At 69.0% G+C, this 21,507-nt stretch carries 21 protein-coding genes; 11 read left to right on the top strand and 10 right to left on the bottom strand.

Going from position 1 to position 21,507, the window contains the following annotated elements; all coding sequences use genetic code 11:
* Positions 1 to 143: 143 nt before the first annotated feature.
* Positions 144 to 965: a Cof-type HAD-IIB family hydrolase gene (locus ACYCO6_RS28525; RefSeq protein ID WP_459765627.1), complete on the bottom strand. Its 822-nt coding sequence runs from the start codon at positions 963 to 965 to the stop codon at positions 144 to 146.
* 4 nt (positions 966 to 969) lie between these two features.
* Entirely contained in the window at positions 970 to 1,533 is a 564-nt protein-coding gene (locus tag ACYCO6_RS28520) for a gluconokinase (protein WP_459765625.1), read from the bottom strand.
* A 179-nt stretch (positions 1,534 to 1,712) separates the two neighbouring features.
* Between ACYCO6_RS28520 and ACYCO6_RS28515 the strand changes: the two genes are divergently transcribed.
* The 4 genes from ACYCO6_RS28515 to ACYCO6_RS28500 all read left to right on the top strand — a co-directional run bounded on the left by ACYCO6_RS28515 (position 1,713) and on the right by ACYCO6_RS28500 (position 5,135).
* Complete coding sequence (locus ACYCO6_RS28515; protein WP_459765623.1) at positions 1,713 to 1,976, top strand: DUF3072 domain-containing protein; 264 nt, start codon at positions 1,713 to 1,715, stop codon at positions 1,974 to 1,976.
* 195 nt (positions 1,977 to 2,171) lie between these two features.
* Positions 2,172 to 2,420, top strand: coding sequence for a Flp family type IVb pilin (locus ACYCO6_RS28510; RefSeq protein WP_459765621.1), 249 nt, complete (start codon positions 2,172 to 2,174; stop codon positions 2,418 to 2,420).
* A gap of 255 nt (positions 2,421 to 2,675) precedes the next feature.
* Positions 2,676 to 3,845: a polysaccharide biosynthesis/export family protein gene (locus tag ACYCO6_RS28505; RefSeq protein WP_459765619.1), complete on the top strand. Its 1,170-nt coding sequence runs from the start codon at positions 2,676 to 2,678 to the stop codon at positions 3,843 to 3,845.
* A gap of 153 nt (positions 3,846 to 3,998) precedes the next feature.
* Positions 3,999 to 5,135, top strand: coding sequence for a branched-chain amino acid ABC transporter substrate-binding protein (locus ACYCO6_RS28500; protein ID WP_459765617.1), 1,137 nt, complete (start codon positions 3,999 to 4,001; stop codon positions 5,133 to 5,135).
* A 35-nt stretch (positions 5,136 to 5,170) separates the two neighbouring features.
* Here ACYCO6_RS28500 and ACYCO6_RS28495 read toward each other — a convergent pair whose 3' ends face one another.
* On the bottom strand, positions 5,171 to 5,737 hold the full coding sequence (locus ACYCO6_RS28495; RefSeq protein ID WP_459765615.1) for a tyrosine phosphatase family protein: 567 nt from the start codon (positions 5,735 to 5,737) through the stop codon (positions 5,171 to 5,173).
* Positions 5,738 to 5,879: 142 nt separating this feature from the next.
* On the opposite strand from ACYCO6_RS28495, the gene ACYCO6_RS28490 reads away from it, so the two are divergent.
* Together ACYCO6_RS28490 and ACYCO6_RS28485 are read left to right on the top strand one after the other, a co-directional pair.
* Positions 5,880 to 7,019, top strand: coding sequence for a TRAP transporter substrate-binding protein (locus ACYCO6_RS28490; RefSeq protein WP_459765613.1), 1,140 nt, complete (start codon positions 5,880 to 5,882; stop codon positions 7,017 to 7,019).
* A 62-nt stretch (positions 7,020 to 7,081) separates the two neighbouring features.
* Positions 7,082 to 8,470, top strand: a complete 1,389-nt coding sequence (locus tag ACYCO6_RS28485) for a phosphatase PAP2 family protein (RefSeq protein WP_459765611.1) — start codon at positions 7,082 to 7,084, stop codon at positions 8,468 to 8,470.
* Between the two features lie 34 nt (positions 8,471 to 8,504).
* Here the strand turns inward: ACYCO6_RS28485 and ACYCO6_RS28480 are convergent, their stop codons facing one another.
* A complete protein-coding gene (locus ACYCO6_RS28480; protein WP_459765609.1) occupies positions 8,505 to 9,467 on the bottom strand; it encodes an alpha/beta fold hydrolase in 963 nt (320 codons plus the stop codon).
* A 139-nt stretch (positions 9,468 to 9,606) separates the two neighbouring features.
* Positions 9,607 to 10,722 (bottom strand): NHL repeat-containing protein, encoded by a 1,116-nt coding sequence (locus tag ACYCO6_RS28475; RefSeq protein WP_459765607.1) that lies wholly within the window; start codon positions 10,720 to 10,722, stop codon positions 9,607 to 9,609.
* A 540-nt stretch (positions 10,723 to 11,262) separates the two neighbouring features.
* On the opposite strand from ACYCO6_RS28475, the gene ACYCO6_RS28470 reads away from it, so the two are divergent.
* Complete coding sequence (locus ACYCO6_RS28470) at positions 11,263 to 12,663, top strand: deoxyribodipyrimidine photo-lyase (protein WP_459765605.1); 1,401 nt, start codon at positions 11,263 to 11,265, stop codon at positions 12,661 to 12,663.
* Positions 12,664 to 12,695: 32 nt separating this feature from the next.
* Here ACYCO6_RS28470 and ACYCO6_RS28465 read toward each other — a convergent pair whose 3' ends face one another.
* A complete protein-coding gene (locus tag ACYCO6_RS28465) occupies positions 12,696 to 13,667 on the bottom strand; it encodes a helix-turn-helix domain-containing protein (protein WP_459765603.1) in 972 nt (323 codons plus the stop codon).
* Between the two features lie 420 nt (positions 13,668 to 14,087).
* Between ACYCO6_RS28465 and ACYCO6_RS28460 the strand changes: the two genes are divergently transcribed.
* The 3 genes from ACYCO6_RS28460 to ACYCO6_RS28450 all read left to right on the top strand — a co-directional run bounded on the left by ACYCO6_RS28460 (position 14,088) and on the right by ACYCO6_RS28450 (position 16,624).
* Positions 14,088 to 15,467: a chloride channel protein gene (locus ACYCO6_RS28460; RefSeq protein WP_459765601.1), complete on the top strand. Its 1,380-nt coding sequence runs from the start codon at positions 14,088 to 14,090 to the stop codon at positions 15,465 to 15,467.
* A 112-nt stretch (positions 15,468 to 15,579) separates the two neighbouring features.
* Positions 15,580 to 15,759 carry a DUF1328 domain-containing protein gene (locus ACYCO6_RS28455; RefSeq protein ID WP_459765599.1) on the top strand — a complete coding sequence of 60 codons (180 nt, stop codon included), beginning with the start codon at positions 15,580 to 15,582 and terminating at the stop codon, positions 15,757 to 15,759.
* 10 nt (positions 15,760 to 15,769) lie between these two features.
* On the top strand, positions 15,770 to 16,624 hold the full coding sequence (locus tag ACYCO6_RS28450) for an SDR family oxidoreductase (RefSeq protein WP_459765597.1): 855 nt from the start codon (positions 15,770 to 15,772) through the stop codon (positions 16,622 to 16,624).
* 105 nt (positions 16,625 to 16,729) lie between these two features.
* On the opposite strand, the gene ACYCO6_RS28445 is transcribed toward ACYCO6_RS28450, so the two are convergent.
* Entirely contained in the window at positions 16,730 to 17,689 is a 960-nt protein-coding gene (locus tag ACYCO6_RS28445; protein WP_459765595.1) for a cation diffusion facilitator family transporter, read from the bottom strand.
* Between the two features lie 177 nt (positions 17,690 to 17,866).
* Between ACYCO6_RS28445 and ACYCO6_RS28440 the strand changes: the two genes are divergently transcribed.
* Complete coding sequence (locus ACYCO6_RS28440) at positions 17,867 to 18,304, top strand: HIT family protein (RefSeq protein ID WP_459765593.1); 438 nt, start codon at positions 17,867 to 17,869, stop codon at positions 18,302 to 18,304.
* Positions 18,305 to 18,307: 3 nt separating this feature from the next.
* Here the strand turns inward: ACYCO6_RS28440 and ACYCO6_RS28435 are convergent, their stop codons facing one another.
* The 3 genes from ACYCO6_RS28435 to ACYCO6_RS28425 all read right to left on the bottom strand — a co-directional run bounded on the left by ACYCO6_RS28435 (position 18,308) and on the right by ACYCO6_RS28425 (position 21,360).
* Positions 18,308 to 18,718: a PilZ domain-containing protein gene (locus ACYCO6_RS28435; RefSeq protein WP_459765591.1), complete on the bottom strand. Its 411-nt coding sequence runs from the start codon at positions 18,716 to 18,718 to the stop codon at positions 18,308 to 18,310.
* Positions 18,719 to 18,925: 207 nt separating this feature from the next.
* Positions 18,926 to 19,156, bottom strand: coding sequence for a hypothetical protein (locus ACYCO6_RS28430; RefSeq protein WP_459765589.1), 231 nt, complete (start codon positions 19,154 to 19,156; stop codon positions 18,926 to 18,928).
* 116 nt (positions 19,157 to 19,272) lie between these two features.
* Entirely contained in the window at positions 19,273 to 21,360 is a 2,088-nt protein-coding gene (locus tag ACYCO6_RS28425) for an NAD(+) synthase (protein ID WP_459765587.1), read from the bottom strand.
* Positions 21,361 to 21,507: the final 147 nt, after the last annotated feature.

The following is a 21,507-nucleotide window of genomic DNA, read 5'->3' as shown; positions in this document are numbered from 1 at the left end:
CCGGAAAGCGGCCTCGGCCCGGCGGCCTGTGGGCAACCGGCGCGTCGGGCGCGTCTGTGCTCCGCCGGTCACAGGCGTGCGCCGGCCTGGGAGGCCGGATGTTTATCCACAGGACGCGGTGCTGAGCCCCCGACGGGCGGCGTTCAGGGAAGGATGAAGCGCGCCACGCCGTGGGCGAAGCCGTCCGCGTCGTTGCCGTCCGTGACGGCCCGCGCGGCCGCCTTTACGGAATCCTCGGCATTGCCCATCGCCACCGAGAAGCCGCCCCGGGCGAACATTGGGCGGTCGTTGCCGGCATCCCCGAAGGTCGCAATCCGCTCGGGCGGGATGCCGAGATGGCCGCTCATCCAGGTGACGAATCGGCCCTTGTCGAGGTGCGGCGGCGTCACGTCGAGATAGTAGGACTGCGAGCGGTGCACGCTGGCCCGGCCTGCCAGCGCCGCCCCGATCCGCGACTCGCAGGCGGCCAGGTAGGCGTGATCCCGGCTCACGCCGACGATCTTCGCGGCGCGCCCCATGAGGCTGGCGAGGTCGGACACCACGCGCGGCTCCGTGCCGATCGTGCGGCGTTCGAGGTCCGTGTAGGGGCCGTGCGGATCCCTCAGGCACCAGGCGCCCTCGGCAAAGACCCAGACGTCGAGATCCGCCGCCAGCAGCTGATCGAGCGCCGCCCGGGCGGCGGCTGCCGGGATCATCTGCTCCTCGATGATCGACAGGTCCGGCCGGACCACGCTCGCGCCGTTGAAGGCGCCCATCGGCAGGTCCAAGTCCAGAGCGTCGACGAGGCCCCGCAGGCCGATCGGCGGCCGCGCCGAGGCAATGCTGAAGCCGATCCCGGCCGCGCGCAGGCACCGCACGGCCGCCACCGTCGCGGCTGTGAGGCGCTTGTCGCCCGTCACCAGGGTGCCGTCGACGTCCGAGATCACGAGGGCGATGCCCGATGCCTTCTGGAAGTCCGCTGCCATCGGCTTATCGCGCTCCTGCGGAGGCTCGGCCTTCCGCCGCGAGCTGCGCCACGACACGATCGGCGATCGCCTGCGGCGGCTCGGCGATCCCGACGGTGATCGGGTGCTCGTCGGGGCCCGGGATCTCCAGCGTGGCGAACTGGCTGTCCAAGAGGCGAGGCGCCATGAAGTGCCCCTGGCGCTCGGCGAGCCGCCCGGCGATCAGCGCCTTGTCGCCGTCCAGGTAGACGAGGCGCACCCGCCGGCTGCCTTGCGTGAGGACGTCCCGGTAGGCCCGGCGCAGGGCCGAGCAGACCACCACCCCGGACTCGCCCGCCTCGAGCCGCTGCCGGATCCAGGTCGCGATCCGGGCCAGCCAGGGGGCGCGATCCGCGTCGTCGAGGGCGTGGCCTGCCTGCATCTTCGCCACGTGCTCGGGGGTGTGGAAGCTGTCGCCGTCGACGAAGATCCAGCCGAGCGTCTCGGCGATCAACGCGCCGACTGTGCTTTTCCCGGAGCCCGAGACACCCATCACCACCAGAACCTGCGCCGCCTCGGCGCCGCTCGTCGTCCCCGTGCTGGAGGTCATCCGGACCCTCCTCGCTCCGACGCGCCCTCCGGCGCCGCCTCAGTCATCAATAGGACCGGCGGTCGGGAAGGGAAGAGCGCGGCGGAGCGAAGGCACCGCGGCCGATGCCGTGCGGAACCAGACGCGATGGGTGCCCGTTCTCCCTGCCGAAGGCGGAACATTTAGGGAACATGCATCACATGACCAAGTCAGCCGCGAAGGCAACCCAGAGTGCGGGATCGTCTCAGGACAACCCCAAGACGGATCCCAAGGACGTCTCGAACCAGATCAAAGATCCCGATCAGTGGACCACGGGCGGCGAGCCGATGACCGGGGCACAGGCGTCGTACCTCAAGACCCTGTCGGAGGAGGCCAAGGAGCCGGACGCCTTCGATCCCGATCTCGACAAGGCCGAGGCCTCGAAACGGATCGACGACCTGCGCCACAAGGCGGGCCACGCCTGATCCGATCGGGCGCGCCTGTCACGGCCCGGGGCACTTCGCCTCGCGTGTCGGGCCGGTGCACAACCCTGCTGCGGATCTCGGGGAGATGGTTTTCGAAGAACCCATTAAGCCCGCGGCAATGGCAGAGGCGCTAGGTCTGTCAGGGCGCGTCCGGCCGCTCCAGCGGCCGGACGCAGCGGGAAGGCGGTTTCGACGATGGGTGAGCCGAGTTGCGGTAGGGCAGAGACGGGCTCCGCGCGGATCCGGATCCAATCCGGCTTCGCGGGCCGGGCGATCGCCAGGTGCACACGGTTCGCGCGCGATGCACGCGGGTCCACGGCCATCGAATATGCGCTGATCGGCTCCCTCATCTTCGTGGTCGCGATCGGCAGCATCCGGTATTACGTTTCCCGGATGACCGGCGTCTACGGTCAGATCAACGCCGCGGTCACTCAATCGGACTGAGCGGGGCGGCGGCCGGTCCCCGCTCCACGCCTCTGGGGCCGGCGCGCTCTGTGCGAAGCCAACTTTATTTCCCGATATTGCTGACACCCTGCGTCGCGGCGGCATTTTTCACGCGTCTGCCGCGAAAAAGCTGTGCTTATCGAGGATGAAACGGAGGTCTCGGCCGTCGCGGCCAGAGTGTGGCCCACCCGCTACGGACACCCGGGCCGCCATGGGCTAGGCACGGGCTCGGCAATACCGATGGGCAACATCTGGATGCGCAAACTTCCCCTCGTCCTGCTCGCCGTCACGGCGATGTCGGGCTGCACGTACCTGCCTGCGGCGGGTCCGACGGCGAGCGCGATCCAGTCTGGGGCGGAGGTGGCCACGGCGGACGGGGGGCTTCTGGCCCGCTACGAGATCATCGACGTCACCCCCGCCGTGGTCGAGGCCCTGCGCGGCCGGCCTCTGGACAGCCTGCTCGCCTCGTTCGGCGACCACCGCCCCTCGGCCGAGCCGGTCATCGGCATCGGCGACATGGTCTCGGTCTCGATCTGGGAAGCCGGATCCGGCGGCCTGTTCTCGGGCCCGCTGGTCGCCGACCGGTTCTCGGCCGGCTCCAAATCCGCCCTGATCCCCGAGCAGCCGGTCGGGCGCGACGGCGCCATCTCGGTGCCCTATGCCGGGCGCATCAAGGTCGCCGGCCGCCGCACCCAGGACGTCCAGGCGCTGATCGAGAACGAACTGGCCGGCAAGGCCATCCAGCCGCAGGTGCTGGTCTCGGTCACCCGGCCGATCAGCCAGGCGGTCACCGTCACCGGCGAGGGCGCGGCCGGCGCGCGCCTGCCGCTGTCGGGCCACGGCGACCGCATCCTCGACGTGATCGCGGCCGCCGGCGGCAACCGCTCGCCGATCAACGAGACCTTCGTGCGGCTCTCGCGCGGGCCGGTCACCGCCACGGTGCCGCTGACCACGGTGGTGTCCAACCCGCGGGAGAACATCTACCTGCGGCCCAACGACGTGCTCACCCTGGTGCGCGACCCGCAGACCTTCATCGCGGTCGGCGCGCTGGGCAACAGCACCGAGCTGCCGTTCCAGGCCGACGGCATCACCCTGGCACAGGCGCTGGCCAAGGCGCGCGGCCTGTCGGACTTCGCCGCCGACCCGGCCGGCACGTTCATCTTCCGCTTCGAGCCGGCCAGCGTGGTGCGCCGGCTCAGCCCCGGCTCGCGGCTGCTCGGCACGCCGCTGGTGCCGGTGGTCTACCGGATCAACATGCGCGACCCCAACAGCCTGTTCGTCAGCCAGGCGTTCCGGATGCGCAACCGCGACCTGGTCTACGTCTCCAACGCTCCCTTCACCGAAGTCCAGAAGGCCCTGTCCGTGTTTACCTCGGTCACCGGGCCGGTCTCCTCCGCGGCGACCGCGTACTACTACGCCAAGTAAGGACGGAACGGCTCTCACGGCTGCTGCGGAAAAAAATCGCGTTTCCCCGCATCCTCGCCTATGAGCTTCGGGTGCATTGCGGGGATGCGGCACGGGAGCCGCATCCCCGCAATGCCTGTGGCTGCCGCGCGCAAGGATGCCTAGAAGAGCCCGATGAAGATCGGACGCGTCGTCCCCGACAGCGGGCTCTTCCGGCCCGCGCTGATCCCCCTGAGCCTGTGCGTCGCGCTCCTGTCAGCCGCCCCGGCGGCGGCCGACGTGGTGATCGGCGTGGCGGTCCCGCGCTCGGGTCCCTATGTCGCCGTGGGCGAGCAGGTGCTGCGCGGGGTTGAGGCCGCGGCCCGGGACGCCAACACCATGGGGGGACTCGACGGTCAGCCCGTGACCCTCGACGTGCAGGACGATGCCTGCGACTCGAACACCGCGATGGCGGTGGCCAACCACTTCGTGCGCTCCAACGTGCGCCTCGTCGTTGGCCATGTCTGCTCGAACGCCTCGATCGCCGCCTCCGACATCTACGCCCAGAACGGCGTCGTGATGATCACTGCAGCCTCGGTGGCGGCCCGGCTCACCGACCGGGGCCTGCCGACCGTCTTCCGCGTCTGTGGGCGTGACGACGACCAGGCCCGGCTCTCGGCTGCCGTGCTCGCCGAGCGGTTCCGCGACCGCAAGATCGCGCTGATCCAGGATCAGACCCCGGCATCCCGGACGCTCGCCGCCGCGACCAAGGACAACCTCAACCGCATCGGGGTCAACGAGGCGCTGTCGCTGTCGTTCTCGCCGAGCGACGCCGACGACGCCGCGCTGGCGGACCGCCTGAAGGGCGCGGGGATCGAGGTGGTCTATTACGGCGGGGATGCCGCCGAGATGGGTCGCCTCGTCAAGGTCGCCGCCGACCGGGGCTTTCGGCCCCAATGGTTCGGCACCTCGGCGATCGCCACGCCGGATTTCGCCAAGATCGCCGGGCCGGCGAGCAACGGCGTGCTGATGACCTTCTATCTCGATCCAAGCCGGCAGCCCGCCGCCGCGAACGTGGTGAAGGCGTTCAAGGCCGAGGGCATCGATCCCACGGGCTCGACCATCTACGGCTACGCCGCCATGCAGGCGCTGGTGGCGGCCGGCAACTTCGCCCATTCTGCCGAGCCCAAACCCTTGGCCCATGCTCTGCACACGGAACGGTTCGATCTCGTGCTCGGCACGGTGGGGTTCGACGCCAAGGGCGACGTCACCGCTCAGGGCTACGTGCTCTACGTGTGGAAGGACGGGAGCTTCACGCCGGCCGGGAAGTGAGAGAGACCCTGACGGGATCCGCCCCGGAGCCCGCGCTAGACGCTCGCCGCATCCACCTCCGCGCCGCGCCCCAGCCCGCGCAGCAGTTCGGCAAGGTGCGGCCGCACCTGCAACTGGCGCGCGTGCAACTGCCGGACCGCCTCGCTGAGCCGCCCCTCCCGGCCGAGCATCGCGTCCGCGAATCCGATCATGCGGGCATTGGGCCAGGCCGGCTCGCGCAGGGCATGGAGGCGCGCCACGAGCGCGTCGGCCGGACTCTCCGGCTCGGCCTGCGCGAACAGGGTGAGCAGCGCCGCCGTGGAGCGCGACAGGCCGTAATGGCAATGGACCAGGAGATGCGCCGGGCCGTCGAGGCCGCGCCCGAAATCCAGGATCGCCGCCACGTGCTCGGGTTCGGGCGGCACGAGGCCGTCGCCGGGGCCGAGGCAATCGTGGAAGCGCAGGGTCGTGCGGGCATGGGGACCGTAGGCGGCGAACGCCTCCGGATCCGGCGTGCCGGGGTCGAGCAGAGACAGGACGTGGCTGACGTCGCGGGCACCGTGGCCGGACAGTTCCTCCAGGCCGCAGACAGTGTGCAGGGTGACGGCGGGCTCGGATCGCATGCCGAGCGCCTAGCACGGGCGCCCGGCGGTTTCGAGCCGCGACGGAACCGCGCCCGCCGCCCGCGGCTTTCGAGAACCGGCGCGGACGTGTTACCTGCGGCCCCCGACCCCGCGCCGGCCGGATCGGACACGCTCGGACGAGATGCCGTTGGACGAGACTCACATCGCGCACCCCTCCACCTCAGGGACGCGGCGCCGGACCGTGCTGACCGCCGGCCTCGGCGCGGCCGCAGCTCTTGCCGGGCCGCTGGCGGCGCCGGCCCGCGCGGAGGGGGCACCCGAGCTGCGCTGGCGCTTGTCCTCGGCCTACGCCAAGAGTCTCGATATCCTGTTCGGAGCTCCCGAGGCGCTCAGCCGGATCGTCGCCGAGGCTACTGACGGGCGCTTCCAGATCCAGGTGCTCGGCCCCGGCGAGCCGGTCCCCGCGGAGGGATTGCTGGACGCCGTGGCGGCGGGCAGCGTGGAGATGGGCCACGGGCCGGCGACGCTGGGCATGGCCAAGGACCCGACCTTCGCGCTGGCCACCGCGATCCCGTTTGGCCTGAATGCGCGGGGCGCGGCCGCCTGGTGGTACGCCGGGGGCGCCGCCGAACTGTTCGCCGAGGTCTTCGCCAAGGCCGGGCTGGTCTGTCTTCCCGGCGGCAATACCGGCGCCCAGATGGGCGGCTGGTTCCGGCGCGAGATCAAGAGCCTCGCCGACCTCCAGGGACTCAAGTTACGGATCGACGGCATGGGCGGCCAGGTGCTCGCCAAGTTCGGCGTCCAGCCGCAGACGATCCCCGGTTCCGAGATCTACACGGCCCTCGAATCCAAGAAGATTGATGCCGCCGAGTGGATCGGCCCGTACGACGACGAGCGGCTCGGCCTTCAGAAGGTCGCGCCCGTCTACCACTATCCGGGCTTCTGGGAGGGCGGCGCGATGCTGCACTTCTGGTTCAACGCCGAGAAGTGGAAAGCGCTGCCGAAAACCTATCAGGCGATCCTGCGCGCCGCCGCCGCCGAGGTGGGCGCCGAGGTGCAGGCCAAGTACGACGCGCGCAACCCGCAGGCCCTGCGCCGGCTCGTCGCCGGCGGCGCCCAGCTGCGGCCTTTCCCCCAGGAGGTGATGGAGGCCGCCCTGAAGAACGCCAACGACGTCTACGGCGAGATCGCGACCAAGAACGCCGACTTTCGCCGCGTCTACGAGGCGATGCGCACCTTCCGCAACGAGGAATACCTCTGGTTCCAGGTGGCCGAGTACACCTACGACAACTTCATGATCCGGGCGCGGGCACGGGGATAGCGTCCGGGACGGTATCGGCGAGCGGGGAGGGCGGGACGGTCGGGGCGCTGAGGACTGGGCTGGTGGTGCTCGGGGTCGTACTGCCCCTCCAGGCTCACGCACAATCGTCCGCCAACCTGACGGCCCTGCGCGGCCTCATCCCGGTGGCGCGGCTGCAGGCCTCTCCGGAGGGCCGGGCGGCGCTGGATGCGAACCTCCGGGTCACCGGCGACATTCAGGCCGGCGATGCCAAGTCGCCGACCCTTCTGCCCTTCCCCGATCAGCAGCAGCTCGCCCTGCGGGACTGCTTCATCACGGACGGCAACGCCGCCAACCTCGCCGACGGCCTCGGCACGACGCTCGCTGCCGCCTACCAGGCCAAGGCCCGCTACGGCGACTACAAGACCTTCACCAGCATCGCCCCCACGGTCGCCGACCTGATCGGCTACACCAACAACGTGACGAAGTCGGATTCGAATTCCGGCAAATACTTCTTCGCCAACGCCACCACGAACGGCAAGCATCCGGTCTCGGCCGAGGCCGCCGCGCTTCTGGCCGACGGCGCCGTGCCCGACGTCTTCGGGAGGGCCTACGGCCGCCCGGCAGGCAGCCCAGGCTCCGATAGCTTCGGCAATGCGCGTCCGTTCCAGACGCTGCCACACCTCCAGGTCTATCGCGGCGCGGACTATTTCGGGGACGCCTCCCACAGCCTCGACTGGCTGCGCGGGCCCAAGCAGGATCTCATGAACAGCCCGTCCTATCCGAGCGGGCACACCACCTACGGCTACACGGAGTCGATGCTGCTCGCGCTCCTTGTGCCCGAGCGCTACCAACAGATGGTCGCTCGCGCCGCCGAGTACGGCAACGACCGGATCATCGTCGGGGCGCACTACGCCATGGACGTGATCGGCGGGCGGGCGACCTCGCTGCACGCCCTCGCTCATCTGCTGGCCAACGATCCCGCCTATGTCGGCCAGATCCGGAAGAACCCGGCCGTGCTCGACACGGCCGCGGCGGAGGCCGGCAAGCATGTGAGCGTGACGGATTACCGGGCCCTCCTCAAGGAGGCCCGCGCCGCGATGAGCGAGGCGCTGAAGGCGGGCTGCGGCGACGCGGTGGCAGCCTGCGCGGCGAACGATTCGGGGCGGTTCAAGGATCCATCCGCCAACGCGGCCTTCTATGCGGCGACCCAGACCTACGGCCTGCCCGTCGTGCATCCCGAGACCGCCGGCCGCCAGGAAGACGTGGGCAAGGTGGCGCCGGAAGCCGGCTACCTCCTCACCGCAGCCTTCCCGGCCCTGACCCTGGACGAGGCCAACGCCATCCTCACCGAGACGCAGGGACCGGGTGGCGGCTTCCTCGACGACGGCTCGGAATTCGGCCTTTATTCTCGGCTCGATCTCTATGCGGCGGCCGGCAAGGCTGCGGCTCTTGGTGCAAGTCGGGACGGGACGGGCTCCCCCACCCGCTGACGGCACGGTCGCCGAAGAACGCTCCGGTGCGCTGCTACCGGGGTGTTGCGGACGGAGGTCCCGATGTCTCGACGTGGCGGGCGAGGAAGTCGCGCGTCAGACGAGCGACTTCGTCGGTCGCTTCGTCCAGGGCGAAATGTCCGGCCCCCAAGATATGAAGCTCGGCCTTCGGCACGTCGCGCAGGTAGGCCTCGGCGCCCGGCACGAGGAAAGACGGATCGTAGCGGCCCCACAGCACAAGCGTCGGCCGTTGATGGCTGCGCATCCAGGCCTGCCACGCGGGGTAGGACGCGACGTTGGTGCGGTAGTCGTAGAGCAGCGCCGCCTGAATCTCCCGCTCGCCCGGGCGCGCCAGGATGGCGTACTCGTCGGTCCAGGTGTCCGGGTTGTACCGCTCCGGGTTGGGGCTCGTGCCGAGATGGCGCTGCTTGGCTCCTTCGAGCGAGGTGAACGCGTCGACCTGCTCGGGATGGGCTGCAGGATCAGCCCAGTACTGAGCGATGCCCTGCCATTTGGGACCAAGTCCCTCCGTGTAGGCATTGGCGTTCTGGACGATGAGGGCGCTGACCCGTTCTGGATGGGCCGATGCCATGCGGAAGCCGACCGGCCCGCCATAGTCCTGCAGGAAGAGTGTGTAACGCGCGATGCCGAGATGCGTAACCAGATCCGCCATGGTCTTGGCGAGATTGTCGAAGGTGTAGGCGTACTGCGCGGGCGTAGGCGCGTCGCTCTGCCCGAAGCCCGGGTAGTCGGGCGCGATCAGGTGGTAGCGGTCGGCCAGCAGCGGCAGCAGCGGGTCCCACTGCCGTGACGATGACGGATAGCCGTGCAGCAGCAGGATCGTGGGCGCATCGCGCGGGCCGGCTTCCCGGTAGAAGACCGAGACGCCGTTGATCGCGACGCGATGGTAGGTCGTGGTCGCCGAGACCGAGGGGAGCGGCTGCGCCGCCCCTTGCGCCAGCGCCAGAGCGGCTGTGAGGATTGTCTTCGTCGGCATTGACCTCCCTCCTCTACGAGCGAGGTAGCGCGTTCCGATCGAACGGTAAGCGCTCAGCTCATCCGATGCGCGCCGGCAGGCGACGGCATCCTCCCGGGTTGGTGCCGCCGCCAGCCACGGGCTCAGTTTCCGACGCGCCTCACGGCACCCGCTTGCGCAGCACGAAATTCCCCACTGCCAGGAACTTCTGCGCCCGCTTGCCGGTGTCGACCTCCGTGGTGAACACGTTGCCCTTCGAGTCGACGGCGAGGTTGTGGACCCAGTGGAACTGGCCCGCCATGCGCCCGTTGCGGCCGAAGGCGCCGACCACTTCGCCCGTAGCGCGCGAGAGCGTGCGGACCTCGTTGTTGGCGCCGTCGGCGTTGAGCAGGTAGGTCTCGTCGGCATCCGGCCACAGGGCCAGCTCCCAGACCGAGCCGTTGGCCCGGGTGTTCTTCTCGATGAAGAACTCCTTCACGAAGGTCCCATCCTTCCGGAACACCTGAATGCGGTCGTTGGTCCGGTCGCACACGTAGACCAGCCCGTCCCGGGCGATGCGCACGCAGTGGACCGGGTTGGCGAATTGCTGGGCCGGCGCGGCCGCAGGATCGTAGGGGCCGAGCCTGTCGTCGGTCGGCGGCTTCCCGTAGGCGCCCCACATCCGCTTGAACGCGCCCGTGTCCCGGTCGAACACGATGATGCGGTGGTTGTGGTAGCCGTCCGCGACGTAGACCTCGTTGGCCGCCATATCGAAGTCGACATTGGCGGGCCTGCCCAGGCGGCTGGTATCGCGGCTGTCGGTCTGCGGGCCGGACTTGCCGACCTGCAGGACGAACTTGCCCTCGGGGGTGAATTTCAGAAGCTGCCCGTCATGGTCCCCGTTGCCGGCGATCCAGACGAAGCCCTGGCCGTCGATCTGGATCCCGTGCTCGTTCGCCGGCCAGTCGTAGCCGGTACCCGGGCCGCCCCAGCTCCGGAGCAGCGTGCCGTCCTGATCGAATTCCAGCACCGGCGGGGCGGGCTTGCAGCACTTGGTGCGCGGCGGGTCGAGGCTCGCCGCCTTCTCGTCGTCGGTGAGCGTCCGCGGCCGCTGGATTACCCAGACATGGTCCTGGGCGTCCACCGCGACACCCGCGGCCTGGCCCATGATCCAGTCGTTCGGCAGCGGCTTCGGCCAGGACGGGTCGACCTGGAAGCGCGGCGCGTCCGCCGCCGGTACAGGGCCGACCAGGGCGAGCAGGCAGGCAAGCGCCGGCAGCGCGGTGAAAATCCTCATGGCGTGTCCTTCCGCGCCTGTCCCGGCGCTCACCGCCAGCATGGCGCCCGGTGCCGCCCGGATCCAGCCGGGCCGGCGCGCTCCGGTGACAAAGGCCGACCGGAGGCGGGGGACAAGAAAAAAGGCCACTCCCGAGGGAGCGGCCCGAAGTCTAGGGAGGAAACGCCCAAGAAGGGCAGCGGGAGGACGACGCCATCGCCCTCCCGCGCTGCACAATCTGCGCTCCTGGGTCAGAATTTCAAGGGGATCAGGACAGCAGGGCTGTCCTTTTGTGCGGCTGCACACGAATCCGTGGAGGCGTGTGTCGAAAATGTCGCAGGCTGTGCCGGCCGGTGCAAATCTGAATTTCTGCGTCGACGGTGGGGTGATCGCTCGGTAAGCCACTGATGAAGCGCGGATTTGTCCGATCCAACAGCGCCTCGCACCTGCGGTTCGATTGTGCCTCCCGTGTTCCTTTCTGCGGAGAGACGAATTCGTTGCCTGCTCTAGCTCCCGAGCCAAGTCTCCGGCGCGGCGGGCAAAGCAAGGATTCGGATGAGCATGGCGATTCAGGGTGAGCGGATCCGGGTTCTCAACGATCTCGAGCCCCGCGGAAACGGGGCTTATGTCTTGTATCTCCTGCAGCAGGCCAACCGGGCCCATTTCAATCCCGCCCTCGAATTCGCCATCGAGGAGGCGAACCGGCTGAACCTGCCGGTGGTGGCCTGCTTCGGCCTTCTCGACGGCGCCAGCGGCTTCCCCGAAGCCAATGCCCGGCACTACGCCTTCCTGCTCCAGGGGCTCGCGGACGCGAAGGCGGGCCTGGAGAAGCGCGGAATCGGCTTCGTGATGCGCAAGGCCTCGCCCGCGCGGGTCGCGATCGATCATGCCGCGGACGCCGCGCTCCTCGTGCTCGACCGCGGTTACCTCGCCATCCAGAAGCGCTGGTACCGGGAGATCACCAAGGCCGTGAAGATCCGGATCGTTCAGGTCGAGGGCGACGTGGTCGTGCCGGTGGAGGCGGTCTCGAAGAAGCACGAATACGCCGCCCGGACGCTGCGGCCGAAGCTGAACCGGCTCTGGGATCCGTTCATCGCGGAGCTGAGGCCCCGCACCGTGAAGCACAGGGCCGGAGGCCTGAAGCTCAAGAGCGCGGTCGACGTCTCCGATCCGGATGCGGTGCTGGCCGGCATGAGCCTCGACCGCTCGGTGGAACCGGTGAAGCGGTTCCTCGGCGGTGAGACGCAGGCCCGCAAGCGCCTGAAGGCGTTCCTGAAGGACGGATTCGCCGGCTATGGGGCGGGGCGCAACATGCCGGAGGCGGCCGCAGCCTCGCATATGAGCCCCTACCTGCATTTCGGGCAGATCTCGCCGGTGGATATCGCCCTGGCAGTGCGGGAGGCCGAGGACGGCGATGCGGACGACCGCGGCGCCTACCTGGAGGAGCTGATCGTCCGGCGCGAGCTCGCCATGAACCACGTGTTCTACACGGACGGGTATGACGACTACGACAAGGCCGTCCCGGACTGGGCACGCAAGACCCTGGCCGAGCACGCCAACGACGCGCGCCCGCACACCTACTCGGAAGACCAGCTCGCCGCCGGCGAGACCCACGATCGCTACTGGAATGCGGCGATGCGCGAGATGCGCGAGACCGGCTACATGCACAACCAGCTGCGAATGTACTGGGGCAAGAAGATCCTCGAATGGTCGCCCTCGCCCGAGGAAGGCTTCGCCCGGACGCTGCGGCTCAACAACCGCTATTTCCTGGACGGGCGTGACCCGAATTCCTTCACCAATGTCGCCTGGGTATACGGGCTGCACGATCGCCCCTGGCAGAGGCGGCCGGTCTTCGGCACGGTCCGCTACCAGAGCGAAAACTCGCTGAAGAAGTTCGATGCGAAGGCGTATGTGCGGGCGGTGGAGAAGCTCTGTGCTGCGGAGGAGGACGGGAAAGCATGACGCCGGTCGCCCGTGCCCGATGGATGCCCCGTTCAGCTCTGAGCAGCTTGCGACAGTGTCGTGTGGCGGTAGTCGCGCGGGCTGATGCCGTAACGGTCGCGGAAGCGACGAGAGAAGTGAGCTTGGTCGGCGAAGCCGCATCTGTAGGCGACTTCCCCCACCGGGACGTGAAAGCAGCCCGGATCGGATAGCTGTCGCGCGGCCTTTTCGAGCCGGCGCTGCCAGATCCAGGCGGCGATGTTGCGCCCGTCCTCGCGGAACAGCTCCTGCAGGTGGCGCAGCGACACGCCCACCGAGGCAGCGACCTGCGACGGCCCGAGGTCGGGAGCGCCGAGATTGGCTGCAATGTAAGCTTTGGCGCGCTGAACGATGAGCGTCCCGTGAAGGGCCTTGGGGGTTTCCATGGCCATGCGCTCGGCGAGGCTGGCCGCGATGAGGTCGATCGCCACCGAACTTATGCGTTCGGCTTCATGGCGGGAGAGCCGATCCCCCACGTTCAGCAGATTGTTCAGAAACGATCGCGCCAGGATTGTGACCGGTAGGTGCCCACCCACGGTCAATCCGGCGAAACGGCTGGTCGAGCCCAGCATGCCTTCCAACCGATCCCGCGGGATCTGAATGGCGAGCACTTCGCTGTATCCGCGGTGCTCGATCGTCCACGGCGTGTTTGTATCACGTATCGAGAAATCTCCGGCGCTATCGACAGCTGACCGATCGTACTGATCTGCGTGTACCGCACCAGATAGTACCATACTCATGAAGAGCTGATCGGTTTTGTTGTTTTCATGCCGGAGTGTTTGCGATGTTGTCGCTGCCCGTAAATTACTTAAGGAAAATTTTGTGAACTCAAGGTTTCCGATGCTCGCGCCTTCAATCACCGCATGAAACGGCCCGTCTCCCAGGGAGTTCTGGACCATGGGAACGAGGCGGTCTTCGCAGATGTCCCGCCATTGGCGGAACCGATCTTTCGAATCTGCTCCGCTGGTCGAGAAAATAGTTTGCATCGCGGTAGGCTTATGTGCCGCCTTGCTGTGGCCCGCAACTGTAACTATTCGTGCGTCGCTGCGACTCTTTGATCAGGTGCATTGATCAAAGGGTCGCAGCCGCTTGCGAGGCTGGAGTGTCATCCGCCGAAGCGATCGCCGGTCCGGCGAAGGCGCGCGTCAAGCCAGACGCTGCACGCCTCTCACGATGACGGAGCGGTCTGGGACGGTTCTGGACGAGGAGGTCCGGGCCTGACTCCCGGCGAGAGATCCAGATGTCGGGCCGGACATCCCCGGGCCCCGGATCGTGCTCCTCCCCGGCACCAGCACGTCGTGCCACCGGGCGCGGCCGTCGGAGGGCATTATGCGCCGTGGCATGGGCCATTCTCCGCCGGTTGCGCTATAGCGCGGGTTTCAGCGGCGCGGGTGCAGTTCTCTACCATGGTCGAAATGCGGGACGACGTGCGGGAAACGACCAGACCTCGCCGCCCGCGGCGCTCGCGCTATCGCCGCTCCATCGTCCGCCTGCGCTCCGCCTCGATGGAGGCGTACCCGCTCTGGCGCGGCCGGCTGCTGTTCCTGGTGGGCGGCATCGGGGTCGGGCTCGCCGCCGTGCTGATGGCCAAGGGCGCCGACCTCGCGCAGGATGGATTCCGGCGTCTCATTGCGCCCTCTCCGCTGATCGCTCTGGTGCTGACGCCGGCGGGGTTCGCCCTGGCCGCGCTGCTCGCCCGCACGGTGTTCCCGAACTCGCAAGGCTCGGGCATCCCGCAGGTGATCGCCGCCCGCCACGCCCGAGACGCGCGCTTCCGCTATGCGCTGATCTCGCCCCGGGTGGCCTTCGGCAAGGTGATGGTCCTGTTCCTGGGCCTCCTCTGCGGGGCCTCGGCCGGCCGCGAGGGGCCGACCGTGCAGGTCGGCGCAGCGATTATGGCGGCCTTCGGCCGCCTGACTCCAGACCGCCTGCCGGGGCTGCTTCTGGCGGGAGGCGCGGCCGGCGTCGCGGCGGCTTTCAACACGCCGCTCGCCGGCATCGTGTTCGGCATCGAGGAACTGGGCCGGGCCTACGAGGCGCGCTCGTCCGGTCTGATCGTCGCCGGTATCGTGGCCGCGGGCCTCACTTCCCTCTGGCTGCTCGGCAACTACACGTATTTTGGAACGACCCAGGCGGAGCTGCCGCTGGCAGCCGGCTGGATCGTGCCGCTGCTCGCCGTCGCCGGCGGCTTCGCGGGCGGCGTCTTCAGCCGCATCGTGATCCTGTTCGCCCGCGGGCTGCCGGGGGCCGCCGGCCGCCTGGTTCGGACGAGGCCGGTCATGTTCGCGGCCGCCTGCGGCCTGTGCGTCGCCCTCTGCGGGCTCGCCTCCAGCGGCACCGCCTACGGCACCGGCTATGAGGAGGCCCGGGCGATCCTTCATGGCGACGCAGCCGCGGGCTGGACCTACGCGCCGCTGAAATTCGCCGCCACCGTGCTCAGCTCGATCAGCGGCATCCCGGGTGGCCTGTTCGCGCCGTCGTTGGCCGTCGGGGCCGGGCTCGGCGGCACGGTCCACGGCCTCCTGCCGTACATGCCGGTGGGCGCCCTCGTGCTCATCGGGATGGTGGCCTACCTCACGGGCGTGCTCCAGGCGCCGATCACCAGCTTCGTCATCGTCACCGAAATGACCCAGAACCACACGATGGTGATCCCGCTGATGGTCGCGGCCCTGGTGGCCGATGCCGCCTCGAAGGTGGTCTGCCGCGGCGGCCTCTATCACACCCTCGCGGAGATCATGCTGGAGCGCGCCGACGTCCCGGCGCAGCCGGTGGCCAAGACGGCCTGACTCCTCTTGAGAATAAAAGCGGCAGGCGCCGAAATCCGCGGAACGGTCTCGCTTGGCGTCGGTTGAGGCAGCAGCCATCGGCCCGAAGCGCGGGCGCAGCCGGAGTAACGTCATGACCCTTCTGAAGTGGGCCCTCATCTGCTTCGTGATCTCGCTGATTGCCGGCGCCCTCGGCTTCACCGGGATTGCCTCGGGCGCGGGCTCGCTGGCGCGGATCCTGTTCGGCCTGTTCCTCCTGATCGCCATCGTGATCGTCGTCATCGCCTTTGCGGTCGGGCAGGCGGTGTTCTGAGGCGGCTGTGATGCCAGGCCGGGTCTGCCTCGTCACCGGGGCGACCAACGGCATCGGCTACGAGACGGCGCTGGGACTCGCGCGGCTGGGCGCGCGGGTCGCCGTCGTGGGGCGCGATGCGGCAAAGACGCGGGCCTGTGCCGAGCGGATCCGCGCGTCCGTGCCCGGTGCGGCTGTCGATCCGCACGTGGCGGATCTGTCGGCACAGGCGGAGATCCGGTGGCTCGCCGAATCGCTGCGTGGGGCCTACCCGCGCCTCGATGTGCTGGTGAACAACGCCGGGGCGATCTTCGACCGGCGCACGCTCACGGTCGACGGGATCGAGCGCACCTGGGCGCTGGACCATCTGGGCTACGTGCTCCTGACGCTCGAGCTTCTCGAGTCCCTGAAGGCCGCTGCGGCGTCCGGGGCCAAGCCGCGGATCGTCAACGTCGCCTCGGCGGCGCACTATCGGGGGCATATCGACTTCGACGACATCGAGGGCGCCCGCCGCTACGGGGCGATGCGGGCCTACGCGCAGGCCAAGCTCGGCAACGTGCTGTTCACCTATGCGCTGGCCCGGCGGCTGCGCGACAGCGGCATCACCGTCAACGCTGTGCATCCGGGCGTGATCAACACCGGCTTCGCCAAGAATACCGGCGGCCTGTTCGGCGCGGCCTGGTCGCTGATGCGGCCGTTCCTGACCAAGCCCGACAAGGGTGCCGAGACCTCGCTGCACGTGGCGAGCGCCCCCGAGCTCGACGGCGTCACCGGACGCTACTTCTCGCATGCCCGGCCCAAGACCTCCTCGGCCGAGAGCCGCGACGAGGCCGTGCAGGAGCGGGTCTGGGCGCTCAGCCTCGCCCAGGTAGGCCGGAGCGGCTGAGCGAGGCTGCGATCACCGGATCGAGCCCCGTGTCAGGAGTGCATCTCAGCCGCCCAAGACCGGAGTGACCGGGCAATCCTTCGGGGACTGCCCGGTCGCATCGGCTCAAGCCGCCGCCCGAACCGCGTGATCGCCCTGTTGCTGGATCTCGATGAACACCCGGGTCACCTCCGGGCTGCGCTGCTTCACCGCCCGGTCGAGGCGCGTCACGAGGCTCTCGACGTCACCCGCACTCAGGTCGTCGGCCATGTCGATGCTGAGATTGACCAGGATGTCGGAGGGACCGAGATGCTGGGTGAGCACCTCGTTCAGGTGGAGCACGTCGGGCTCGGCGCGCACCAGGTCCTCGATCGCCGTGACGATCTCGGGATCGGCCGCCTCGCCGATCAACAGGCCGTGGGTCTCGACCATCAGGAAGACAGCCATGCCGACGAGCACGAGGCCGATCCCCACGGAAGCCCAGCCGTCGAGGCTCGGCATCTCCAGGAGATGCGCGAAGGCGACGCCCGCGAGTGCGATCAGCAGGCCGATCAGCGCGGCGGTGTCCTCGACCAGGATCGTGAACAGGGTCGGATCCTTGCTGCGCCGGATTGCCCGCACCGCGGAGCGCTGGCCCTTCTCGGCCCAGAACTGGCGCATCGCCACGACCCAGGACGTGCCCTCGGCCGCGATGGCGAAGCCGAGGATCGCCACGTTGACCCAGATCCCCGGCAGCCGGTGGCCGAAGATCTCGGCGTCCACGTCCGGCTCTGGGTGGCGGACCCGCTCGATTCCCTCATAGATCGCAAAGAGGCCGCCGCCGAGGAAGATCATCAGCGCCACCACGAAGGCGTAGAAATAGATCTCGCGCCCGTAGCCGAAGGGGTGGCGGGCGTCGGCCGGCCGCTGCGCCCGCTTCATGCCGACGAGCAGCAGCACTTGGTTGGCCGTGTCGACCAGCGAATGCACGCCCTCGGCGAGCATCGCGGTCGAGCCGGTCAGCGCGCCCCCGAGGAACTTCGCCGCCGCGATGGCGAGATTTGCTCCGGCCGCCGCGTAGATCGCCCCCTTGCTCTCGTGCGCCATCCGGAACTCCGTGCTCGTTTGTCGAGGGAATCGTCGCGTTGCGGAAGCCGGCGGTCCCTTTCGGAACGACGTTGCGGCCGCGGCGGTGCAAGCGTTCCGGTGCGCGGCCGGTTCCCGTGTGGACGCGGACGGGTGCCCCGTGCAACCTGCGCCCGCTCAAGGATCCCCGGAGGCAGCATGGCCGAAGCCCGCTACGACCCCGACAACATCTTCGCCAAGATCCTGCGCGGCGAGATCCCGTGCCACCGTGTCTGCGAGGACGCGCACACCCTGGCCTTCATGGACGTGATGCCCCAGGGGGAGGGTCACACCCTGGTGATCCCGAAGGCGCCGGCCCGGGGCCTGCTCGATGCCGAGCCGGATTCGCTGGCCGCCCTGATGGCGAGCGTCCAGAAGGTTGCCCGGGCTGTGAAGGCGGCGTTCCAAGCGGACGGGCTGACAATCTTCCAGTTCAACGAGCCGGCCGGCGGTCAGACCGTGTTCCACCTGCACTTCCACGTCGTCCCGCGGCGGGAGGGTGTGCCGCTGAAGCGCCACGAGGGCGGGATGGCCGACAACGCGGTTCTGGCCGAGCATGCCGCGCGCATCCGTGCGGCGCTCGAAGGGCAGGGCTGACGCTCAGGCCGCGCTCGCCGCATCGCCCGACTGGGCCATGCTGGCGAGCAGCCGGCGGAGGGCTGCGTTCTCGGTCTCCAACTCGCTGACGCGCTTCAGCAGCATGGTCACGGAGGCATCCGCCGCAGCCGGATCGGGAGCCGCAGGCGCGGCGCCGGCCCGGGCCGGCTCCTCGAAGGTGACGCCGATGCCGTCCTCCCGGCGCCAGCGCAGGGTGGCCCGGTAGGTCCGGTCCTTCTGCGGGATGTAGAGATCGAACGCCCCCGGCAGCGTCGTGGCATCGCTCATGACGAGGCGGGCGCCGGAGGAGGACATGTCGCGTATCAGGCAGTCGAAGCTCGACGAGCCGTTGTTGAACACGATGCGACCCTTGAGGAAGACCCTCTGGCGCGCCTCTCTGCGATGCTCCGACATGCGGGCGGCTCCGGACTGCTGGCGATCCCGCACAGTCTGCATGCCAGCCCTTAAGGAATCTTCGTCGCGATACCGGAGTCGCGGCCGCCTTGGGCTCCGCATATGAACAGATTGAAAGAGAAGCGCGTTTTCGCGGTCCTTGAGACCACGAAGGGCCCGTCCCAGGCCGGCGGAAGACGCGAGACCTCGCCTCTCCCGCCTGTCCGCTCACGCAATGAAGCGCCGGTCCACGGTCTGGAACAGGTAGAAACCGTTGAACCGCACCGCCGTGTCGGCGGCCCGGTCGTCGAAGTCGAGGGGTGGCCGGCAGCCGTCGCAGAGTTTTCCGCCGAAGGTCCAGCGGCCGGCGCCGATGAAGGAGGGAATGGTGCTCGCCTCCGGCACTGCGCAGCAGAGGCCGTCCACATCCTTGAGCTGGAACAGGTTGTAGCTTCGCATCCGAAGTCCTCCGCCTGGCCGCCCTCGAAGCCAAATATTCCCAATACGAGATCTCGTATTGGGGAGAATCGGCTTGACCGTGCTCATAATGGCACAATCGGTCGAGTTTGTGTCGGTCAAGTTTCGGGGACGTTTCGGTTCAACTCCTCGATCCAGATCCGCGCCGAGCCGTCCGACGGGGCACGCCAGTCGCCCCGGGGCGACAGGGAGCCGCCGGCCGAGACCTTCGGCCCGTTCGGAAGCGCCGAGCGCTTGAACTGGCTGAAGCCGAAATAGCGGGTGAGGAACACGCCGAGCCAGCGGCGGATCTCGGCGAGGTCGTAGGCGACCCGCTTGGTCTCAGGGAAGTCCGGCGCCCAGGAGCCGCGATCCTTGTCGCCCCAGGCGTGGAGCGCCAGGAAGGCGATCTTCGAGGGCCGGAACCCGTAACGCAGCGTGTAGAACAGGTTGAAGTCCTGCAGCGCGTAGGGGCCGATTGTCGCCTCGGTGCTCTGCGGGCTGTCGTCTTGGTCCACCGGCACCAGCTCGGGGGAGATCTCGGTGTCGAGGATCGCCTGGAGGGTGCGGGCCTCGTCCGGCCCGACCTCGCCGTTGCCGATCACCCAGCGGATCAGGTGCTGGATCAGCGTCTTGGGCACGCCGGCATTGACCGCGTAGTGGCTCATCTGGTCGCCGACGCCGTAGGTGCACCAGCCGAGCGCCAGCTCCGAGAGGTCGCCGGTGCCGACCACGAGGCCGCCCGCGTGGTTGGCGAGCCGGAACAGGTAGTCGGTGCGCAGGCCCGCCTGCACGTTCTCGAACGTCACGTCGTAGACCGCTTCGCCCCGGGCGAAGGGGTGGTTCATGTCGGCGAGCATCTGCTTGGCGGCCGGGCGGATGTCGATCTCGGCGGCCGTGCAGCCCAGCGCCTTCATGAGCGCGTGCGCGTTGGTCTTGGTGGCGTTCGAGGTGGCGAAGCCCGGAAGCGTGTAGGCCAGGATGTCCGAGCGCGGGTAGCCGAGGCGGTCGAAGGCCTTGGCGATCACGATCAGCGCGTGGGTCGAATCGAGGCCGCCTGAGACGCCGATCACGGCCTTGCGGGTTCCGGTGGCTTCCAGGCGTTTGGCGAGCCCGGCGACCTGAATGTTGTAGGCCTCGTAGCAATCCTGCGCGAGACGCGACGGATCGGCCGGCACGAAGGGGAAGCGCTCGATCCGCCGGATCAGGCCGAGATCGGTGTCCGGTGGGTCGAGCCGGAACGGCACGCGGCGATAGGCGAGGGCGTGGCGCCGGGCGTCGTCGTCGAAGCTGCCCGCCTGGAGGCGGTCCTGGGCGATCAGGTCGAGGTCGATATCGGCGATCGTGGCCACCGGGCCCTCAGGGAAGCGCTGGCCCTCGGCGAGGCGCACGCCCAGTTCGTCGATGCTGGTCTGGCCGTCCCAGGACAGGTCAGTGGTCGATTCGCCCTGGCCGGCGGCGGCGTAGACATACGCGCAGGCCCCACGCATCGAGGCTGCCCGGGACAGCAGCGCCCGGGACTCCGCCCGGCCGACGGTGATCGGGCTGCCGGAGATATTGGCCAGCACCGTGGCGCCCGCGAGCGCCGCGCGCATGCCTGGCGGCTCCGGAACCCACAGGTCTTCGCAGATCTCCACCCCGACCACGAGGCCAGGCAGGTCCTCGGCCGGGAAAAGCAGGTCGGTGCCGAAGGGCGCCTCCCGATCGGCGACCCGGATGGTCTCGCCGGTGATGCCGGCCCCGGAGGCGAAGTGGCGCTTCTCGTAGAATTCCCGGTAGTTCGGCAGGAAGGTCTTCGGCACGGCGCCCAGAAGGCGGCCGCCCTGGATCGCCAGGGCGCAATTGTAGACGCGGTGGCGCCAGCGCAGCGGCGCGCCGACGATCAGCAGCGGCCGCAGGTTCGCCGATTCGGCGATCACCCGGGCGGCTGCCTCCTCCGCGGCGTCGAGCAGGGTCTGCTGGAGCAGAAGGTCCTCGATCGCGTAGGCTGAGAGGCCGAGTTCTGTGAAGACGGCGAGCGCGGCCCCCGAATCGTGGCAGGTCCGGGCGAGGTCGATCACCACGTCGGCATTGCGGGCGGGCTCCGCGGGATGGCTGCGGCCGGTGCAGGCCGCTACCCGGGCGAAGCCGTGGCGGTAGAGGGACCGGAAGTACGCCGGGCCGGTCGCGCGGGGATCGGCGAGGGAGAGGGAAGGTGGCTGGGTCACGGGCACCTGACCGGGGGAGGGGGCTTTCAGCCTAAGCAAACGCGCGTTGGCACGCCAAGGCTTCGTGCGATCACCGTTTTGATGGCCGCCAATTTTCGATGGGGAGCCGCATGGCCGGCGCTTCCCGCAGGGGATCTGCCTCTGCCT

This window comes from Methylobacterium sp. CM6257, from assembly GCF_054611515.1.
This window is presented reverse-complemented; position numbering and strand designations above follow the sequence as displayed.

Excerpts from the sequence above, each read along its gene's own strand:
- ACYCO6_RS28490 (WP_459765613.1), top strand. The coding sequence starts at position 5,880 with ATGCCGTTGGACGAGACTCACATCGCGCACCCCTCCACCTCAGGGACG.
- ACYCO6_RS28510 (WP_459765621.1), top strand. The coding sequence starts at position 2,172 with ATGGGTGAGCCGAGTTGCGGTAGGGCAGAGACGGGCTCCGCGCGGATC.
- ACYCO6_RS28450 (WP_459765597.1), top strand. The coding sequence starts at position 15,770 with ATGCCAGGCCGGGTCTGCCTCGTCACCGGGGCGACCAACGGCATCGGC.
- ACYCO6_RS28515 (WP_459765623.1), top strand. The coding sequence starts at position 1,713 with ATGACCAAGTCAGCCGCGAAGGCAACCCAGAGTGCGGGATCGTCTCAG.
- ACYCO6_RS28430 (WP_459765589.1), bottom strand. The coding sequence starts at position 19,156 with ATGCGAAGCTACAACCTGTTCCAGCTCAAGGATGTGGACGGCCTCTGC.
- ACYCO6_RS28465 (WP_459765603.1), bottom strand. The coding sequence starts at position 13,667 with ATGCAAACTATTTTCTCGACCAGCGGAGCAGATTCGAAAGATCGGTTC.
- ACYCO6_RS28455 (WP_459765599.1), top strand. The coding sequence starts at position 15,580 with ATGACCCTTCTGAAGTGGGCCCTCATCTGCTTCGTGATCTCGCTGATT.
- ACYCO6_RS28460 (WP_459765601.1), top strand. The coding sequence starts at position 14,088 with ATGGTCGAAATGCGGGACGACGTGCGGGAAACGACCAGACCTCGCCGC.
- ACYCO6_RS28475 (WP_459765607.1), bottom strand. The coding sequence starts at position 10,722 with ATGAGGATTTTCACCGCGCTGCCGGCGCTTGCCTGCCTGCTCGCCCTG.
- ACYCO6_RS28435 (WP_459765591.1), bottom strand. The coding sequence starts at position 18,718 with ATGTCGGAGCATCGCAGAGAGGCGCGCCAGAGGGTCTTCCTCAAGGGT.
- ACYCO6_RS28525 (WP_459765627.1), bottom strand. The coding sequence starts at position 965 with ATGGCAGCGGACTTCCAGAAGGCATCGGGCATCGCCCTCGTGATCTCG.
- ACYCO6_RS28470 (WP_459765605.1), top strand. The coding sequence starts at position 11,263 with ATGGCGATTCAGGGTGAGCGGATCCGGGTTCTCAACGATCTCGAGCCC.
- ACYCO6_RS28480 (WP_459765609.1), bottom strand. The coding sequence starts at position 9,467 with ATGCCGACGAAGACAATCCTCACAGCCGCTCTGGCGCTGGCGCAAGGG.
- ACYCO6_RS28500 (WP_459765617.1), top strand. The coding sequence starts at position 3,999 with ATGAAGATCGGACGCGTCGTCCCCGACAGCGGGCTCTTCCGGCCCGCG.
- ACYCO6_RS28495 (WP_459765615.1), bottom strand. The coding sequence starts at position 5,737 with ATGCGATCCGAGCCCGCCGTCACCCTGCACACTGTCTGCGGCCTGGAG.
- ACYCO6_RS28520 (WP_459765625.1), bottom strand. The coding sequence starts at position 1,533 with ATGACCTCCAGCACGGGGACGACGAGCGGCGCCGAGGCGGCGCAGGTT.
- ACYCO6_RS28445 (WP_459765595.1), bottom strand. The coding sequence starts at position 17,689 with ATGGCGCACGAGAGCAAGGGGGCGATCTACGCGGCGGCCGGAGCAAAT.
- ACYCO6_RS28505 (WP_459765619.1), top strand. The coding sequence starts at position 2,676 with ATGCGCAAACTTCCCCTCGTCCTGCTCGCCGTCACGGCGATGTCGGGC.
- ACYCO6_RS28440 (WP_459765593.1), top strand. The coding sequence starts at position 17,867 with ATGGCCGAAGCCCGCTACGACCCCGACAACATCTTCGCCAAGATCCTG.